The 17,765-nt window shown below is 61.2% G+C and carries 13 protein-coding genes; 2 read left to right on the forward strand and 11 right to left on the reverse strand.

What is annotated here, in order from left to right; all coding sequences use genetic code 11:
• Positions 1–25: 25 nt before the first annotated feature.
• Complete coding sequence (galU, locus tag AWB66_RS27920) at positions 26–1,012, reverse strand: UTP--glucose-1-phosphate uridylyltransferase GalU (protein WP_087633304.1); 987 nt, start codon at positions 1,010–1,012, stop codon at positions 26–28.
• A 256-nt stretch (positions 1,013–1,268) separates the two neighbouring features.
• Here galU and AWB66_RS27925 point away from each other — a divergent pair, with 256 nt between their 5' ends.
• On the forward strand, positions 1,269–2,309 hold the full coding sequence (locus AWB66_RS27925) for a GlxA family transcriptional regulator (protein WP_235021270.1): 1,041 nt from the start codon (positions 1,269–1,271) through the stop codon (positions 2,307–2,309).
• Positions 2,310–2,331: 22 nt separating this feature from the next.
• Positions 2,332–2,913 (forward strand): phosphatase PAP2 family protein, encoded by a 582-nt coding sequence (locus tag AWB66_RS27930; RefSeq protein ID WP_087633306.1) that lies wholly within the window; start codon positions 2,332–2,334, stop codon positions 2,911–2,913.
• A 10-nt stretch (positions 2,914–2,923) separates the two neighbouring features.
• On the opposite strand, the gene AWB66_RS27935 is transcribed toward AWB66_RS27930, so the two are convergent.
• The 10 genes from AWB66_RS27935 to AWB66_RS27975 form a co-directional block, all read right to left on the reverse strand.
• Positions 2,924–3,850, reverse strand: coding sequence for a LysR family transcriptional regulator (locus AWB66_RS27935; protein ID WP_087633307.1), 927 nt, complete (start codon positions 3,848–3,850; stop codon positions 2,924–2,926).
• An 89-nt stretch (positions 3,851–3,939) separates the two neighbouring features.
• Positions 3,940–5,031 carry a glycosyltransferase family 9 protein gene (locus tag AWB66_RS27940; protein WP_087633308.1) on the reverse strand — a complete coding sequence of 364 codons (1,092 nt, stop codon included), beginning with the start codon at positions 5,029–5,031 and terminating at the stop codon, positions 3,940–3,942.
• A 54-nt stretch (positions 5,032–5,085) separates the two neighbouring features.
• A complete protein-coding gene (locus AWB66_RS27945; RefSeq protein WP_087633309.1) occupies positions 5,086–6,978 on the reverse strand; it encodes a polysaccharide biosynthesis protein in 1,893 nt (630 codons plus the stop codon).
• A gap of 11 nt (positions 6,979–6,989) precedes the next feature.
• Positions 6,990–8,024 (reverse strand): MraY family glycosyltransferase, encoded by a 1,035-nt coding sequence (locus AWB66_RS27950; protein ID WP_087633310.1) that lies wholly within the window; start codon positions 8,022–8,024, stop codon positions 6,990–6,992.
• A gap of 98 nt (positions 8,025–8,122) precedes the next feature.
• On the reverse strand, positions 8,123–9,094 hold the full coding sequence (locus tag AWB66_RS27955; protein WP_087633311.1) for a UDP-glucose 4-epimerase family protein: 972 nt from the start codon (positions 9,092–9,094) through the stop codon (positions 8,123–8,125).
• Entirely contained in the window at positions 9,091–9,939 is an 849-nt protein-coding gene (locus tag AWB66_RS27960) for a glycosyltransferase family 2 protein (RefSeq protein ID WP_087633312.1), read from the reverse strand. Before AWB66_RS27960 ends, AWB66_RS27955 begins: the two co-directional genes overlap by 4 nt.
• Before the next feature lie 1,355 nt (positions 9,940–11,294).
• Positions 11,295–12,035, reverse strand: a complete 741-nt coding sequence (locus AWB66_RS33180; protein ID WP_125469803.1) for a hypothetical protein — start codon at positions 12,033–12,035, stop codon at positions 11,295–11,297.
• 1,071 nt (positions 12,036–13,106) lie between these two features.
• On the reverse strand, positions 13,107–13,580 hold the full coding sequence (locus tag AWB66_RS27965; protein WP_087633313.1) for a hypothetical protein: 474 nt from the start codon (positions 13,578–13,580) through the stop codon (positions 13,107–13,109).
• A gap of 691 nt (positions 13,581–14,271) precedes the next feature.
• Complete coding sequence (locus AWB66_RS27970; protein ID WP_087633314.1) at positions 14,272–14,931, reverse strand: nuclease-related domain-containing protein; 660 nt, start codon at positions 14,929–14,931, stop codon at positions 14,272–14,274.
• 1,429 nt (positions 14,932–16,360) lie between these two features.
• A complete protein-coding gene (locus AWB66_RS27975) occupies positions 16,361–17,362 on the reverse strand; it encodes a hypothetical protein (RefSeq protein ID WP_125469804.1) in 1,002 nt (333 codons plus the stop codon).
• Positions 17,363–17,765: the final 403 nt, after the last annotated feature.

Below are 17,765 nucleotides of genomic sequence, written 5' to 3' on the forward strand. Positions count from 1 at the left end.
CGCCGCGCGCGAAGCCGTGTGCGTTTCAGGCGAGCGCGGCGGACAGGTCGTCCGAACTGGCGTCGGTGGCTTCGCTCGCGTCGTTCAAGTCGCTTGCGTCGTTTGCGGCGGGAATGGCCGCCGCTTTGGCCGCCTCGTTGCGGGCATCGAAATGCGCGCGCAGATACGTCTCGAACTGCGCGGCCACTTCGGGATGGCGCAGCGCGAATTCAACCGTCGCCTTCAAGTAACCGAGCTTGCTGCCGCAATCGAAACGCGTGCCCTTGTAGCGGTACGCGAGCACTTGTTCTTGCGCGAGCAGCGCCTGAATTGCGTCGGTCAGCTGGATCTCGCCGCCCGCGCCGGGCTTCTGTTTCTTCAGGTATTCGAAGATGCGCGGCATCAGCACGTAGCGGCCGACCACGCCGAGATTCGACGGCGCCGCCGCCGGCTCCGGCTTCTCGACCACGCGCGAAAGCTTGAAGAGACCGTCGTCCCACTGCCGGCCGTCGATCACGCCATACGAGCGCGAATCGCGCCGGTCGATCTCCTCGACCCCGATCACCGACGAATGATAGTGATCGAACACGTCCACCATCTGGGACAGCACGGGCGGCTCGCCGTCGATGAGATCGTCGGCGAGCATCACCGCGAACGGCTCGTTGCCGATCAGCTTCTCCGCGCACAGCACCGCGTGCCCGAGACCGAGCGGCTCGGCCTGGCGCACGTAGAAGCAGTCGATGTGACTCGGCTTGATGCTGCGCACGAGATCGAGCAGCGCCTGCTTGCCGCGCGCCTGCAACTCGGCTTCGACTTCATAGGACTTGTCGAAGTGATCCTCGATCGCGCGCTTGCCGCGCCCCGTCACGAAGATCATCTCCGTGATGCCGGCGGCCGCGGCTTCCTCGACGGCATACTGGATGAGCGGCTTGTCGACGACGGGCAGCATCTCCTTCGGGCTGGCCTTGGTCGCGGGAAGGAACCGGGTGCCGAGACCCGCGACTGGAAATACCGCCTTTTTCACCTTTAGCATCGCTTCATCCCTGGAGTTATGTAGTGGGTCTTCCTGCACGGGTTGCCTTCGGGTGCGCGATTCGCGATGCGCGCCTCGCGGCAACCTGCTTGATTTGTCTGACTACCGGAAGTGCCAGCTTATTACCGCGATACCGAAACGATCTGCCAACACCTCGTCATTTTCCGACTAGCGTCACGGCGCCACACCCCGCCCGCGTATAGTGCGACGCATATGCAATGACTTCCCGCTAAGCGGTTCGCGCTGGAGACTGTCGATGGGATACGGGAACGGTATGGGGCGGCTGTCGGTCGTGCGCTCGCCCGAACCCGATGCACTGCCGCGTGACACGGCAAAACGCATCGGGATTCTGATTTTCGAAGATTTCTCGCTGGTCGAGGTGAGCTCGATCTCGGAAGTGTTTTTCCTCGCCAACCAGATACGCAGGCCGGCGGCGGGTGCGTCCGCGTCGGCCGAAACACCGAACTATTCGCTGCTCTTTCTTTCGAGCGAGGGCGGCAGCGTCGCGAGCAGTTGCTCGATGCGCATCTGGACCGAAAGTCTCGACAACCGCTGGATGAACGACTGCGACGCGCTGTTCATCGCCGGCGGCCAGGGCGCGCAGCGCGCGCGGCACGACAGCGCATTGCGCAAGCGGCTCGGGCGCGTCGCGCCGAAGATCCCGTTCGTCAAGGCGATCGGCGAAGGCACGCAGATTCTCGCGGCCGCCAATCTCACGCTGCAGAACCGCTCGCTCGATTTCGCCGAGGAGCCGGCCGCCGCTTCCGCGATCGCGAACTCGCGCTTTATCGCCGAGCAGACGCTCACGCTCGACGACCCGAAGGGCCCGATCGCCGCGGCGCTCTCGATCATCAAGCGCGACTACGGCGCGGCGGTCGCGCGCGAAGTGTCGGAGCGCTCGATTCCGGGCGCGTGGCAAAAGCTCTCGACCGTGCTCGACGACACCGATAGCGGCGGCGTGCGCCAGAAGATCGACGCGGCCGCGCGCTGGATTCGCGAGAACTACGTGCGGCAAATTTCGATCGCGGACGCGGCGCGCGTCGCGGCGATGAGCGAGCGCAATTTCCTGCGCCGCTTCAAGGCGCAGATCGGGCTCACGCCGTCGGAATACCTGTTGCGCGCGCGGCTCGATGCGAGCTGCATGTTGCTCGCCGCGACCGACCTGCCGATCGACAAGATCGCGCGTCGCTGCGGCGCGGGCAGCGGCGACGGCCTCGCGAAAATCTTCCGCAAGCGCCTGTCGATTTCGCCGACCGAATATCGCATGGCAGGCAGGCGCAAGCTGGATACGCAATAAGAAGAACATTTCGACGGACCGCATGTTCCATACGACCTGGATTTCCAACCTCGGCGATGCCGGCCTGCTGTTACCGCTCGCCTTCGCCTGCGCCATCTGGCTGCGCGTGACGGGCAAGCACCTCGCGCTGCGCTGGCTCGTGTCTCTCGCGGCGGGCATGGCGCTCGTCGGCGTGAGCAAGATTCTGTACGCGGGGTGCGGCATCCAGATCGAGGCCGTGCAGTTCCGCGTGATCAGCGGACATACGATGCTCGCCGCCGCGGTCTGGCCCGTGTCGTTCTCGCTGCTCGCAGCCGGCGCGCGGCCCGCGTGGCATCGCGCGGGCGCGTTGGGCGGGCTCGTGCTGGCGGCGGTGATCGGCATGTGCCGGATCGTCGAGGACGCGCACACGCCGGCCGAAGTGGTCGCCGGCTGGCTGCTCGGCGGCTTCATCGCGATGCTGTTTCTCCAACGCGTCTTCAGCGAGCCGCGCCGCATTCCGCGCGTGCTGGCCGCGGGGCTCGGGCTGCTGGCGGTCTCGTCGATCGCTTATGGGCATCGCGCGCCGTTCCAAGCGATGATCGTCCACTACTCGCCGTGGATTTGTCAGGGGCTCGGGCTTTGAGCCGTCGAGATCAGCGCGACTCGCTGCACGTCTTCGCCTGCAACGCGGGCAGACTGGCGTAAAGCGCCGCGAGCCAGTCAATGAAAAGCCGCACGCGCCGGGGCTGATGCCGGTTGGCCGCATAAAGGATCGACACCACGCGCGGATACGACGGATACGCCTTCAGCACTTCCCTGAGCGCGCCGCTCGCGATGTACGGATCGAGCGAATAGCTCGACCCCTGGATCAATCCGAGGCCTGCCAGCCCGCAGGCGAAGTACGAATCCGCATCGTTGACGGCGACGAGATTGCGCATCGCGATCACGCGCGTCTTGCCTTCCGACACGAACTCCCAGTTGCGCACCCGCATGTTGTTGAGCACGTAGCCGACGGACAAGTGCTTGTCGAGGTCGTCGAGCGTGGTCGGCTCGCCGTATTTTTGGAGGTATTCCGGCGACGCGCAGGTGATCTGCGAATAGCAGCCGATGCGCTTCGCGACCAGCGTTTCGTCGACGACGGCGCCCACGCGCACCACGCAGTCGAGGCCTTCTTCCACGATATCGACCTGCCGGTCGGTGAGACTCAGCTCGACGTTGATGTCGGGATAGGACGCGAGGAATGCCGGCAACGCCGGAATGAGCGTGCTCTTCGCCATCAGCGCGGGCAGGCTCACGCGCACCTTGCCCTTCGGCGTCGTCTTCGATTGCGACAGCGCCGACTCCATGTCGTCGACTTCGCCCAGCACGCGCACGCAGCGCTCGTAGTACGTCTCGCCGTCCTCGGTGATGCTGATGCTGCGCGTCGTGCGGTTGATGAGTCGCGCGCCCAGATGCGCTTCGAGCGCCTGGACGGTACGCGAGACGCTGGCGGGCGGCAGGCTCAGCGCGTCGGCGGCGCGGGAAAAACTGCCCGCCTCGACGACGCGGGAAAAGACTTTCATCGCGAGAAACCGGTCCATGCGTGCGTTCCGATGTCGGCGCCTGCGCGCCTGTTGGTTGAGCAATCCACAAGGATACTACGAAGGATCGCTTCGGCTCGAGGGTCGCGCTAAAGGCGATCGTCTTCGCGAAAGAGACGGGTCTTGTCGGCGAGCAGGCGTTCGTAGGCGCGCTCGAGCGCCGCGAGATCGGCCGTGCGCGCGCTCGCGTGGATGCCCTGCAGACCGGGAAGCGCGACGTTCAACGCATGGCAATGCACGTAGTCGCGGGCGCGCAGGTCCGCAGCGATGGTCGTGAAGAACGCGGTTGCCGGTACATCGAAGCCCGCCGCGATGTGCAGCGCGGCCGTGTCGGAAGTCATCAGATAGCGCGCGTGCTTGACCCAGGCGAGGAAGTCGGCGGTATCGGGCGAGAGCGGCGTGACATCGGTGTAGCGCGGGTGATCGACCGGGCCAAAGCCCTTGACCGGCAGAGCGAAGCGCTCCCACAGGCGTTCGACGAGACGCGCACGCATCGGCGCCGGGATGCTGCGCACGGGCGTGCTCGCGCTCGGGCAAAACAGCACGTAGTCGTCGTGAGTCTCCGGCCGGCGTGGCAGCGGCAAGCCGGCGAGCCAGGCGTTGCGCTTCTCGGCGGCGGGGATATCGGCGGCGGACATGCCGAGCGCCCATAGGAAGAAGTCGATCATCGGCCACGCGGCGAACGCCGGCCAGAACAGATGATTGCCCATATCGATCTTCGGATCGTCGTGCGCGAGCGAGTCGAGCGTGGCCGGAAGATCGCGCACCGTGCCGATCATCGGCGCGGCGAGTTCGTAGAGACGCTGCACGTAACGCGGCGCGCGCGCGGGACGATAAAGCGTGATGTCGATCGACGGATGCCGCTTCCTGATCGCGAAAAGCGCGGTCAGCCCGATGATCGAATCGCCGAGCGTGACGCCCATGCCGTTGATGACGTGGACGGTGCGATGCGCGGCGTAGTCGGCGGCGAATGCGGCGGTGTTGGCGTGAAGGATGCCCGGTGCCGTCGACAACGGCCGGAAGCCCGAGGCTGGCGCGCCGGTCACTTCAAGGTCATACGGCGCAACGATTTCACCAGTCGGCGACAACAGCGAACCCGGATGACTCAGCGCGGCCAGTTCATCGAGCGCGCCGTCGGGCGAATTCTTGTCGGGCGAGTTCTTGTCGGAATCAACCGGCATCGCGCGCTTCCGTTATCGCGCCGCTCCAGCTTGCAGATACTGCCCGCGCAGGCCTCACGCCTCGCGCTTGAGCGGGACGTCGCGCTTCGCCGGCACGCTCTGCAGCACGGGCGCCACGGACGTCTGATATTCCGGCACCCAGCGGCGCAGATCGCGGCGCACTTCCTCATCCGGCAAGACGCGATGCTGCATCAGCCACGGCAGCAATTCGTCGAGGAAGTGATCCGGCACACCGCGCGCGCGGGCGATCCGCAGTTTCGGATGCGGCGTGCGCGTGGTCGTTTCGTCGTCGGCGAGGAGTTCTTCATACAGTTTCTCGCCGGGGCGCAGGCCCGTGAACACGATACGGACCTGTTCCTCCGAAAAACCGTAGAGCCGGATCAGGTCGCGCGCCAGATCGACGATCTTCACCGGCTGCCCCATGTCGAGAATGAAGATTTCGCCGCCCCGCCCCATGCTCGACGCCTGCAGCACGAGTTGCGCCGCCTCGGGAATCGTCATGAAAAAGCGCGTGATCTCCGGATGCGTGACCGTCACCGGGCCGCCCTTCGCGATCTGCTGCTGGAACTTCGGGATCACGCTGCCCGCGCTGCCGAGCACGTTGCCAAAGCGCACCGTCTCGAACTGCGTGCGCGGCGCCGATTGCTGGAGCGCCTGACAGGCCATCTCCGCGAGCCGCTTGCTCGCGCCCATCACGTTGGTCGGATTGACGGCCTTGTCGGTGGAGATCAGCACGAAGTGACGCACGTCGTGACGGATGGCCGCGCGCGCGACGCGCAGCGTGCCGAGCACGTTGTTGCGCACCGCCTGCCACGCGTTCTGCTCTTCCATCAGCGGCACGTGCTTGTAGGCGGCCGCATGGAAGACGATATGCGGCGCGAAGCGGCTCATGGTTTCATCGAGCAGGAGCGAATCCTTCGCGTCGCCGACGACCGGAACCACCGCTAGCTCCGGAAACTTTTCGCGCAGCTCCTCGGTGAGGCGGTACATCGCGTACTCGCTGAGGTCGTAGGCGATCAGTTGCGCCGGCGAGAATCGCAGGATCTGGCGGCAGAGTTCGGAGCCGATCGAGCCGCCCGCGCCCGTCACCATCACGACGCGCCCGTGCAGCAAAGCCTCGACGTGCGGCATGTCGATCCGCACGGGCTCGCGGCCGAGCAGGTCTTCGAGATCGATCTGACGCACGCGCGAGAGGAAACCCTGGCCTTGCGCCAACGGTTCGAGCGACGGCAGCACCATCGCCTTCACGCCGGCGCGCACGCAGAGCGTAGCCACGCGCCGTTGCGTTTCGACGGAAGCGGAGGGAATGGCGATGATCGCGTAATCGGTCTTGAGCTCTTCCGCGATGCGAGGCAGGTCGCCGAAGGCGCCCAGCACCTTGTGCCCCATGACTTCGCGGCCCTGCTTGCCCGTGTCGTCGTCGAGAATGCCGACCAGGCGCCATTCGCTCGAACGCGACAGCTCGCGTGCGAGCATCGCGCCCGCCGTGCCCGCGCCCAGCACGATGACAGGCTTGCCTTGCCCGACGAGGCCGCCGTACAGATAGAACTCCTTGGCCGCGCGATAGAGCGCGCGGGCACCGCCCATTGCCAGAAACAGCAGGAGCGGCGCGACGATCAGCACCGAACGGGGGATGACGGGCGTGGGCTGCGCCATGACCGCGCCGATCATGACGATCAGTGCGCCAGCGCCGACCGACTTCGAGATGCGCATCAGGTCCGGCAGGCTCGCGAACACCCACATGCCGCGATAGAGGCCGAAGAGCCGGAACAGGATGCCGTAGACGGGGAGAACCCAGAGCAGCGCGTGCAGCGCTCCGACCTGGAAGTCGTGCGGCACGGCGCCGTTGAAGCGGATCAGGTAGGCCGCGAGCCAGGTGCCGGCTACCGCGACGAGATCGAACGCGAAGGCGCCGGCCGACAGCCATGGTGCTTTGAATCGATTCATCCGCGTGGACCTCAAGGTTGTTCGGAAATACGGGATTGCTGACGCCGCCAGCACACATCGACGACGGCCCCCGCTGCCGTGACCACAATTGCCCACCCTGCCACTGCGCACCATTGTCCGAGCGGCGTGAACCCCAGCGCCCGGTTTGCAAGCATTATGCCCGCGAGCATCAGCAAATACCACGCGAGCGCGGTGCGCGCGTGGCCTGCTCCCAGGCGCACCATCCGCTGATAGTAGTGCTCGCGATGAGCCTGCCAGAATCTTTCGCCGCGCGCGAGACGGCGCAGCAACGTCACGGAGGCGTCGCCGATGAACGGCGCGAAGACGAGCGCAGGGAACCAGACGGGCCACGTGCCCTTGAGCCAGCCCCAGTACCCGAGCGCGCCGGCGAGAAAACCTAAGGGAATTGACCCCGAATCCCCGAGAAAAATCCGCGCCGGATGAAAATTGAAGAGCAGGAAGCCGCCGGACGCGCCCGCGATTGCCGCGCTGGCGACGCCGAGATCGAGTTGCGGCGTCGGACCGGAAAGCGCCGCTATGGCATAGCCGCCGAATCCGAACAGCGCCATCCCGCCAGCGAGGCCGTCCGAGCCGTCCATGAAGTTATAGAGATTGACGAGCCACAGCATCAGGAAGCCGACCCCGGCCAGCGCCCACCAGGGCACCGGCGCGGGATTCAGCACGATCAGCGCGGCTACCGTCAGCAAGTGCGCCGCGAAGCGAACGCGCGCTGGAAGGCCGCGACGATCGTCGATCTGCGAGACGGCGGCGAGGAAAGCGGCGCCGACGGCCGCGAGCCAGATCGACGGCGCGACGATCAGCATCGCGACGACGCCGACCGGCACGATTCCCCAGCCGCCGATGCGCGGTGTCGGGCGCGTGTGTAGCGAACGGTCGTTCGGGATATCGGTCGCGAGTCGCCAGGCGAGACCGGTTTTCAGCAGAAAGCCGAGAATCGCCGCGCAAGCGACGAGCGCGAGTGCCGCGATGCAAGCGGCGGAGGTCCACGGATGGTCGATGAGGATTGGATACAGCGGGCGGGTCATTTCCCTACGAGGCGTGGTTGTCGTTGTGGTCTGTCTGTCGGCTGTGCCGATCTTGCTTGATTACGCTGTTCTTGCGTGTAACCGCCGCTTTTCCGTTGTTACCGGACGTTAGCCGGCGCCGGCCGCTGCGTGGCCCGGAACCATGCGGCCGTCGCCGCGAGGCCCGCATCTAGCGAAACGGGAGGGCGCCAGCCTAACATATCTCGAATATGCGTCGAATCGACACGCAGGCTGCCCGTCAGCCGGTCGATCTGCGCGGACTTGCCAGTTACGCGCCCCGCCGCTTTCAGCATGCCGACGGGCACCGGCAACAGCCGCGCGGACCGCCCCAGATGGCGTCCGAGAAGGCGAGCGAGATCCGCGACGCTCGGATCTTCGCCATCGGTGACGTGGAAAATCTGGCCCGCGGCGCGCATATGTGTCGCGCATTCGATCAGCGCGCTTGCGAGGTTGTCGACGTAGCACAGGCTCCGGCGGGCCTCCACTGCGCCAATCGGTAACGGAACGCCTTTCGCGATGGCGCTCATCAGGTTCAGGAAATTCGCGCGCACCTCTGGTCCGTAGACGAGTGGCGGCCGCACGATCACGATCTCCAGTCCGGTGCGGGCGCCGAGTTCCATCAGTTTTACTTCGGCCTCGGCTTTCGAGATTCCGTAGGGGTCGGGAGGACGTCGCTCGTCGGTTTCCTTGAGCGGCCGGCCATTGTCGAGTTCCGCCAGCGCCTTGATGCTGCTGACGTAGACAAAACGCGTCGCGCCTGCACGGGCGGCGGATTCGGCGGCTCTCAGCGTGCCTTCGACGTTGGTGGCGCGAAAAGCCGCGAGCGGATCGGCGGATGCGTCGTTCATGACGTGCACGCGCGCGGCAAGGTGAATCACCGCTTGCGCTTGCGCGAAGGCTTCCGGCGAGACGGATTCGATCGACGCGATGGAATACGTGTCGACGCCCGGATAGCAAGCCGCGTCGCCGCGCACGACGCCCGTGACCGCGCGGCCCTGCGCGAGCAGCATGTGGGCGAGCGCCCGGCCGACGAATCCATTCGCGCCGGTGATGGCGACACGCGCGCTCATAGCCACTTCCAGCCGAAACGGTTGAAGAACCTGAACGCGGACGTGATGAACAGCCTGATGTGCGTCCAGCCTTTCTTCGCGGCGTCGCCGCCGTGATGCAGCACGCGCACGGACGGCACATAGGCGACGCGGGCGACGTCGTGCGTGCGCAGGCTCAAGTCGTAGTCCTCGAAGTACAGGAAATACCGCGGGTCGAAGCCGTTGAGTTTTTTCAACACTTCGGTGCGGAACAGCATGAAACAGCCGCTGACGATAGGTGGGTCCCAGAGGACGTTTGTATCGTCGATGACGTCGCGCATTTCGTATCTTGCCAGACGCGCTTTGAATGGCGTTCTCAGGCTTCGCGGGAGGAAGCCGCGGACGAAGAGATCGAAAACGGTCGGATAGCGGCGGCAGAGGAATTGCTGGCTGCCGTCGTCTTCGAGAATCAGCGGGGAAAGGACACCGACTTCGGGGTGCGCGTCCATGAAGGCGATTGCTTGAACGAGCGCGTCGCTTTCCAGTTCGATGTCCGGGTTTAGGATCAGGTGGTAGCGGCTCGATGTGCGATCGATGGCGAGATTGTGGCCTCGGCCGTAGCCGACGTTGCCCTGGCCTTCGATGACGTTCGTTTGCAGCCGGGCTTCGTTAGTGAGCTGCGACCAGTCGATGCGTTCATCGGTTCCGTTGTTGATGAGGTACAGCGGCGCGGACGTGCCTTGATTCGACTTTAGGAAGCGATCCAGCGCAGTGTCGAGCGTACGCAACGTACGCTCCAGCATCGCACGATGCGGCCGGTAGACGACGAGAGATACGCTTATCAATCGAGTTGAGCTTGCGTTGACGGATTGGGGGTTCAACTGCATCCTTGAAGACGGAATCTCTGGGCTTGCCGCGGTCGTTGCTTGGACCACGAAAGCCAACATTTTCGCTGAAATGAACCGCTCGTAGCAAACAATTAGAGGGTTCATGCCGACGCGATAAGTGGTCGTCGCAAAAGACGGCGTGAGAATCCGCGTGATATTCCATTTCGCGCTTGCCTCCAGGCGTTGCTCGAGATCGCCCAGCCCTACCTCAGACGAGCGCTTAGAATCGTGACAAGCCGCGATTGCCCTGTTGAGACATCAGACTAACGCATGGACTTCCGCTCGACGGTCAGAAGCGATTGCCGCGGCTGGGACATCATGTGAAACTAAGAACGTGCGTCTAGCGGCTCGGATGAAGAAAAGCAGGAAGTTTCGGAAAATGCACTCATCCGACGGTTCGACTGGCGCGGAGAGCAGCTTTCCGCAGAAGCAACGTCTCAACGAGCTTACCGCCCCCCTATATCTAATTTTCGAGCGCATCAGGCATCGATTGCACAGAGAAGCAGATAATGACTTAGTCCGACCTCATTATTCCGGTGGAAGAACTGACTGTTTCTGTTCCACGCGATTAACTAGGGCTGTTTTGCTATCTATGTGGGGCCGTTTCCTCAATGCCCAATAACCTCTGCATTATGTCACCGTTTGAACGCTTGGCTTAAAGCAAGAAAAGAATAGCGGGGAATCTACCGACCTGGCTACAGTCCAGCGCCTAATGACGCAAGATCAGCGAGATCCGCTCCGCTACACCTGCAAATAGTGCAATACATCAATGCACACGTGCAATCGTAGAAGCACGAGCAAACAGCTTCCCCAACTTTGCATACTGCACCCCGCACACAAATTCACCGTTTAGAAAAAGGGTACAGCGCCGATCTATTGATGCGCTTGGGGCGAGGCCGCTACCGTCCTCGACGCCAGCGGAGCCTGAGTGCTACCGAACACGCGCCTGTTATGGCTGCGAGCCTTCAACGAAAACAAGCAGTGACTGAGGATACGTCCGTGCGGACGCTTGTCACATATCCCCTCGGATTCGTCTCAGCCAAAAGATATTGCTCACGTCACGGGTAATAGCAGATGCCACAATTCCAGCGCTGCATTCCTATGAGGTGCGGTTTCACCGCCAGCCAATTAATCAATAAGACCTCGTCGACGCGCGACGGATCCGGTCGGTAGTCAATCGCAGTTTAACGAATAACGCACTTCAGCGCGGATTTGGTGCCGGCGTGATTGGAATGCGCTACAAGAGCGGATCGGCAAATGTCACGGCTACGAGCCGCAAAAAGGTTATATCAAACCATCTTATAGCCAAGATCCGCCGATAGCATCCAAATGTCTAGCGGCAACTTCATTGCGCACTACCTCGCTACCCGCGAGATCTGCGACTTGACGTGCAACCATATCGACAACCGACGATCGAGATACTTTCGAAACTTCGTCTCGTCGTTTCGTACACGGCGAGTAAAAGTATGCGCATTTGCATGCCGCCAATGGCCGAAAACAAGCACCGTATCGTTTCGCTTTAGCGGACACAACCAATTAGGTTGACTGGTCCATACCGTGGGGCAGGCGCGCTCTCCTACCGTCGAGTCAAGAGCATACGACTGCGCCGATGACGGCTCAAAGTTCAAAACATACAGCAAGCGCCCATGAGTTTCTATGGTCTCAACGTTAGACACTCGGCCTACTAGGGCGATGGGGAAAGAGGGCGCAGTCTCGCCTAGCCAACGATAAGCCGCAAGGAACCGCTCTTCTTCGTAGTAGAAGCCTGCCCAATTCACCGACATCCCATTGAAGACGAATTCTAGACGGTCTCGAAGAAATAGATTGCTCGTGCACAACGCGCGCAATTGAATAACACGTTTAGCGGCATTGATGTATGCCGACAGGAAACTGCGAGAGTCGCTTGAAAAAAACGCGTCACCGCTTCCTACCGTTCCGACTTCGCGAGAAATTGCTGAACGAGTTAGACGAAGGTCGAATTTGCGCATATCATCGATCGCAAGAAGGCGAAAACGATATTGGCCTCGTTCGAGGGCCTGCAATAGACCAAGCGAACGACGAGCGATGATTTTGAGTTGCTCCTCGACGTTGAACATGCAGCGCTCGTTATGCGCCGCGTTCGGAAGCAAGCGGAAATATGCCTTGACTAGGTAGGTCCTTCCTCTACTTTCGCGTGCGTGCTGCGGAACGTAGCTCACAGGCGTACCGCAATACATACATCTCAACGACGGAGCCTCTGGAAAAGATTCGATCGTCTCGGCAGAGACTTCTTGTCCGTCCATCGTTGCGGCTACCCACATCTTCGCAGCCATCTCCTTCCCTCCTTCTTTGTTTGCGCGGCTTTGACTTCGGGACCACTTGACCAAACCCTCAATCTCTTACCCAAATTGTGCTTGCTCCGGCGGGAAGCAATTGGGTCTCAAAACCCATGCGCGCCACGAGGTGCGTTCATCTGAATGACTTTCAAACTAGCAGGAGTCGCCGACGAGGCCCGCGAGGGGCGAGATCTGGCTATCAACCTTGAAAAGCTTGGCGACAAGCCCTGCAATTTCCTTTTCCGCGCGATATTGACTGTCACGATAGTCGTCGGGTCACGCTGCGCGGCTCCGATATCTGTACTGTCGTAAGGGTCGCAGTTACACACTCGCAACACGCGCATGCCGCTTTTGCAGCAACGACGATATGATGTCTTGGGCACTGGGCATGCACCCGCTTTCGGAAGTCGAGGTGCATGGGGTCTTCTATCGTTCCTTCTCGTCGGCCACACCAGCGCAAGTGACTGCGGCGTTGAGTGCCCGCGTCGCCGACGCGCCATCAACGAAGTAATGGCACCATCACGAGGCGTCGCGTCGGCCGATTGCCCACGGCGCGGCAGCGTCACAAAGGTCGAGGTGTCGACAGACTATCCGCTTGAGGAGGACCCTTCTGCCTACGCGGGCCAGGACGCGAATACGCCGTGCGCGCAGTGAGCGGATATGAGCGAGTGCCCAGATGAGTGAACCCGCTAGTTGGCCACAGCCGCTCGTCAATTGATGTTTTGTGCAAACCACGCCAGCCGGCGTGGTTTGCACGATCAACGTCTTTCAGCGGACACTGGTTTGGCATCGACCAGATGGCCGGATTCAACGCAGAACCGAGCCAATGGAGGCAACCGTCTCGATGCGCAATCATGTCGATTCGTGGTCACCTGCAAAGCACAGGTGTCCGGTGACAAACAGAGCGACAGATGCGGCGCAGAGCAACACTGTTTCGACGATCGCGCGTGTGTCCCAATTCTTGGTCGACTGAACGAGGTAGCACGCGCCGATCAACGAGAAGGCGCTCAGCATGTGGGCAAAGCGCCGGTTCAGGCGCCGTTGAGCGGCATTGGGTGATGCGACAGACTGCAGCCCCCTGACCAAACGGCCCGCAAAGCGAAGCCTGGAGCCCAGGACAAGCTCGGCTTCCAGCGTGCCTTCCACACGATAGCTAGCGCCGTCTACCGTAACAATTGTCGATGTGCGGCGCTCGCTCCGCTCGAGCTCGACGAGCAACGCCGTCAAGCGCGGCGGCAGAATAAGCCGGGATGATGCCCGGACGACAACGCGGTCAGTCAAGATCAACCCGCATGCATAGCGAACTTCCAGTACGGCAATTTTCATAAAGCCTCCTTGGCTGAGAAAGTAGCGGCTTTCGGCGATGTGCCGAAGCCAGACTACGGTGGTGAAATAGAACAGCGGTGAATACGGCGCGACACATCGCTGATCACGCAGTGGATTTCAGGGTGTCGCCGAGACGCTGAAAACGGATCGACGCGCAACGTGCGGTGAACACGCGTGCGCAGGCATCGTCGCCTCACAGACATCGGTGTCCATGCGAGGAGACGCGTTTGTTCATGTCGAAGTCGCGCTTGTCTTGCACGAGAACACGAAGGACGACGCGGCACGGGGACCAGCGCTCGGATACAACGATGGGAAACGGTGGCCGGTCGCTCAACGAGCTCGCGTGCGAACCGGGACAGCGATTTCGCCGAGAGGCCAGGTATAAAAGAAGTGGCAAGCGGGCGTCAGCCGTGCGCTTGGCTAAGGTCGATGCGTGAATACGCGGTGGGTCCAACGAATATAGCGTGCCCATTCGAGGGTTTTCGCTGGAAAGCTTCGAAAAAACGGCGTCTTTTCAGTCTGGTGGCGGATATCGATGTCACAGAGCAGGCGGTGCGAGCGGCAGTTGGCGTTCGAGGGCGATAGAGCTGGGTTGGCCCGACGCCGCGCCACGGACAACTTTCGAAGGCTGGCTCGGGTTTGACGTGGCGGCCGCAGCGTTGCGATACAACGAAACAGCGATTGCGGGTGGTCACGGGCACGAACGCATGCGAGAGCAAGACCAGTCGATATGGGAAGCGAGGTTGTCCGCATCTAAATAGCGCCGATGCGTGGCGCGAAAGCGGTTCAACCTCGTGCGCACGAAGTAGTGCAAGTCTGGTAACGTCAAGACGCCATCCGGCACGGTCGGATGCAGGCTGCAGCCCGCTTCGCCTAAGACGGCGACACTCTCGACCGGACAGTCGTGTTGAGACAGCACCAAACGCAAGTTCCGCACGGCGGGCTTTGCTCGACGCAGCGGCGAGGTATGAATCGTCACGTCGCCGCGGTCATCGACGACGGCCAGCTCATCTTCGTTGGTCCACGGTTTGACCAGCCCTGTCCAGTTGAAGTGGTTCACGACGAAGACGCCAAACGGTGTGATCGCGAGGCAATCAACCTGTGTTGTCGGGTTTTTGGTGCCCGGTGCATGTTCCAGTTCGACTGAATGGCGCACTTGCGCCCGGCCATCGCACGCATGCTGAAAGATCGGCGCAATGCGCATCAGCAACGCGCGGCTCACTCCTTGACGGTTGGCTGCCCCGTTGGTCGCCTCTGTCCGGCAGGAATGGCTGAAGATATCGTCAGCGGCGGCGGCCGTCTCATTCAACGGGTCGTGGGTCGACATTCCGTCTTGGTTGTGCTTTCTCATTGGTCCCTCGGCTTTCGTTAACTGGATAGACTTTCAAGGAAAGTCATCGCTTGCCGCTTGCAAGCTCATCTACAAGTCAGGCCGCCTACCGCCGGACCATGTCTGCCGGCGCATCTCGAGCTGCCATCATTCAGTGACGCGAGCGGTAATAAGCGAATATGAATAGGTGGGTTGCGCTTGGAACCACTGCCGGGCGAACCTACGCGCACTGACACTCACGCGGCTCACTCTCCAGCAGCAACCTTCGCAATGCCTTGATGCGTTGCTGCTGAGCTGGAATGAGGCATGTGTTCCGCTCGATTCGCGCTAGCCGTATAAGCCAATAGGACTGAGGCAGGTACGCAGGTGTAGACGGGCCATGAGCACCAGCGACGTGACGGATCACCGCTTCAAGATGCCGGATTTCCGCGTCCGCGCACCGAGCGGGCAGACGCACCGTCGGTGACGGTACGTTGAGGGCAGAGAGACTTTTCGATCGCGCTAGGTCTTGCCGAAGGGAATGCCTGGGCGCCGCACGCACTGGCGTGCGAGTGCGTTCGCGCTCGGACGTGTGTTCGATCGAACCGTGAATATGGGTAGGTCTCGCTCGTTGGATGGAATGCGCGTGGCACAAACGTTTTTGTATTGGCATGTCTGCAATGATTTGGTTGGGACAAATCCAGCATGCCTGCTACATCAAGAAGTCAAGGCGACGACTTGGCTAGGCGACAGCCGGTCGCAGAAGTCGAAGTGACGTGTGCCAAGCGCGGGTGCACACAGCAGAAAGCTCTCGCCTTATGGATCGATCGTCGAAATGACGCGAAATAAGGAGGCCGCGCCATGCCAAGGGTCCCTTAAGCCTACGAGGAAAGTCGGCCGCGCTTAGCGGTTCGCCGGCGTGGACGATGTTGCTTCGAAAAACTGCTCAACGCATTTCTCGCTTGCCGAATGTTCCAAAGAATTTGATACGCAATAACTTGCTCGGAAGGTATGTATCCTTCCTTCCATCGTCCCCAGACATGATAGGCTGCGATAGACAATCGCCACGCCATCACTACGTCGTTAGGATCACTACATGCTTAGACTGCGCACGGACAGTTCGGCACCGTGATAGGCGCCCGAAGGATGATGACGTAGCGCGCAATATCAGAGGGTGGTTGTCGAGTCTCATGAATCCTCGCGCCTTCGCCTGCCGATATCGAGCTACAACGGTAGGCAGTGAGCGGGGGATGCGACGAATTTGTCGGGCAACACACGGACCTCGCGAACGATCCGAACGCAAGCGAAGATGGACGCACATTCGTCAACCGCAATATCGAGGGCGAATACGGCCGTGACCGCCCTTGCGTCTTTGCGACAGCGACGGCGCGCGAGGTCCCCTAGGCCCCTAGGCCAGTTGACGTGAGTTCGGGCCAGGGAAAGAGTCTAGCGTCGGGGCACGGCGGATGGATCAGGATAGACGCGGCCTGAATGTACCGGGCAGGCGGTCCAGACGCGGCATAATGGGGCGCGGCGTGCCGAATATTTCGCGCATCAACTCGACGTACTCCACGTCTGTAACGCGCTTCTTCAGAACCTTGCTGATTGCCTGCTCGATCTCACGGCGGTATCTGAGAAGCAATTTTGGATCTTTACATTCGATAACAAGCCGATTCGGACCTCGTCCCTTCTTTATCCGGATACGCCTGAAGGAGCTCGCCGGCCGAATATTTTCGTCTTTTAGTTCCGACAAGATGTTCTCGGCAGTGCGCCCGCCAACATCGTACATAGAGTCCTTATATCGCGCCCGTGAAAGTAGTTCGTCGAGGCCGAGTTCGCGCTTGAGCGCGAGCAGTTTTCGCCCGACGGAAAACGTGAACTCCTTCTCACGAAATAGATGGCGGATCGAATCTGGCAGCTGCCGGATGGCAACGGCGTCGCTGACATTTCGTCGCGATATACTCAGTGCCTTCGCGCATGCACTGAAACTGTTCCATTCTCCTTGGGTCACACCCAAGTGATATCGATCAGAAACGTTGTTGGGAAGATCTAGCGCGCGGGACACGATCTTCTCTGGATCTTGTCCAGACAATCGCAGCATTTTCTTTGACTCCAGCGCTTGACCTTTGACGATACTTAACACTGTCTTTTTCGAGTGTTTTGCGCCGGAAGCCCCACTTCGCTCGATGCGGCTTAGTACCGTGCTAAGGCCATCGCGACGGATCGTGTGGCGAATAACGCGGACTGTATGGCTGCTGATGTCGATGTGATCTTCGAACAAGTCAAGAATCTTCTCAGGTAGTTCGTGGAGCTGCATCGCCAATGACAAGTCACCTTGACTGACGCCCAGTGCATTCAATGCATCCAGCTGGGTAGTCCATTTTCCTTCAGCGAGTCCTTGGTGATAGAGCTGCGAGAGTCGCCAGCAACTACGACGGCTGATCAATCGATAAGGCCTTTTGGAATTTCTCATTATGGTCTCCTTCAAATCGAGCGACCGGATCATTGCATACTGGCAGCATGAATGGGCAACTATTTTTTCCAATTACAGTTGGAATCTCATAATCAAACACGAAAGGCGTATAAAAACATGCGTCTTTCGCTTTGGCACGGTGTAAAGAGGTATAAAAAAACCCCTCTTTTCACTTATGTCAGTCACTGCACTGCCAGTAGCCCCACGCGGATCGACCGGACGGCAAGCGATCGTATTAGCTTGCGGGTGCGACTGATTGGCATGACGCATGCTGGGCGGCGACAATGGTTTTTGTCCGGTCGGCTAAGATGAATGCCGGTAAACCGGACGTCCTGCTAGACGCTGTCCGGCATCCCGCTTGCGCTCGCCTACGAGGCGCGTTACACTCGCTCATCTGCAGTTT

This window comes from Caballeronia telluris, assembly GCF_001544495.1.
Taxonomy (GTDB): Bacteria; Pseudomonadota; Gammaproteobacteria; order Burkholderiales; family Burkholderiaceae; genus Caballeronia; species Caballeronia telluris.

Excerpts from the sequence above, each read along its gene's own strand:
- galU (WP_087633304.1), bottom strand. The coding sequence starts at position 1,012 with ATGCTAAAGGTGAAAAAGGCGGTATTTCCAGTCGCGGGTCTCGGCACC.
- AWB66_RS27940 (WP_087633308.1), bottom strand. The coding sequence starts at position 5,031 with ATGCCGGTTGATTCCGACAAGAACTCGCCCGACAAGAATTCGCCCGAC.
- AWB66_RS27965 (WP_087633313.1), bottom strand. The coding sequence starts at position 13,580 with ATGAAAATTGCCGTACTGGAAGTTCGCTATGCATGCGGGTTGATCTTG.
- AWB66_RS27930 (WP_087633306.1), top strand. The coding sequence starts at position 2,332 with ATGTTCCATACGACCTGGATTTCCAACCTCGGCGATGCCGGCCTGCTG.
- AWB66_RS27950 (WP_087633310.1), bottom strand. The coding sequence starts at position 8,024 with ATGACCCGCCCGCTGTATCCAATCCTCATCGACCATCCGTGGACCTCC.
- AWB66_RS27970 (WP_087633314.1), bottom strand. The coding sequence starts at position 14,931 with ATGAGAAAGCACAACCAAGACGGAATGTCGACCCACGACCCGTTGAAT.
- AWB66_RS27955 (WP_087633311.1), bottom strand. The coding sequence starts at position 9,094 with ATGAGCGCGCGTGTCGCCATCACCGGCGCGAATGGATTCGTCGGCCGG.
- AWB66_RS27935 (WP_087633307.1), bottom strand. The coding sequence starts at position 3,850 with ATGGACCGGTTTCTCGCGATGAAAGTCTTTTCCCGCGTCGTCGAGGCG.
- AWB66_RS27960 (WP_087633312.1), bottom strand. The coding sequence starts at position 9,939 with ATGCAGTTGAACCCCCAATCCGTCAACGCAAGCTCAACTCGATTGATA.
- AWB66_RS33180 (WP_125469803.1), bottom strand. The coding sequence starts at position 12,035 with ATGTTCAACGTCGAGGAGCAACTCAAAATCATCGCTCGTCGTTCGCTT.
- AWB66_RS27945 (WP_087633309.1), bottom strand. The coding sequence starts at position 6,978 with ATGAATCGATTCAAAGCACCATGGCTGTCGGCCGGCGCCTTCGCGTTC.
- AWB66_RS27925 (WP_235021270.1), top strand. The coding sequence starts at position 1,269 with ATGGGATACGGGAACGGTATGGGGCGGCTGTCGGTCGTGCGCTCGCCC.
- AWB66_RS27975 (WP_125469804.1), bottom strand. The coding sequence starts at position 17,362 with ATGAGAAATTCCAAAAGGCCTTATCGATTGATCAGCCGTCGTAGTTGC.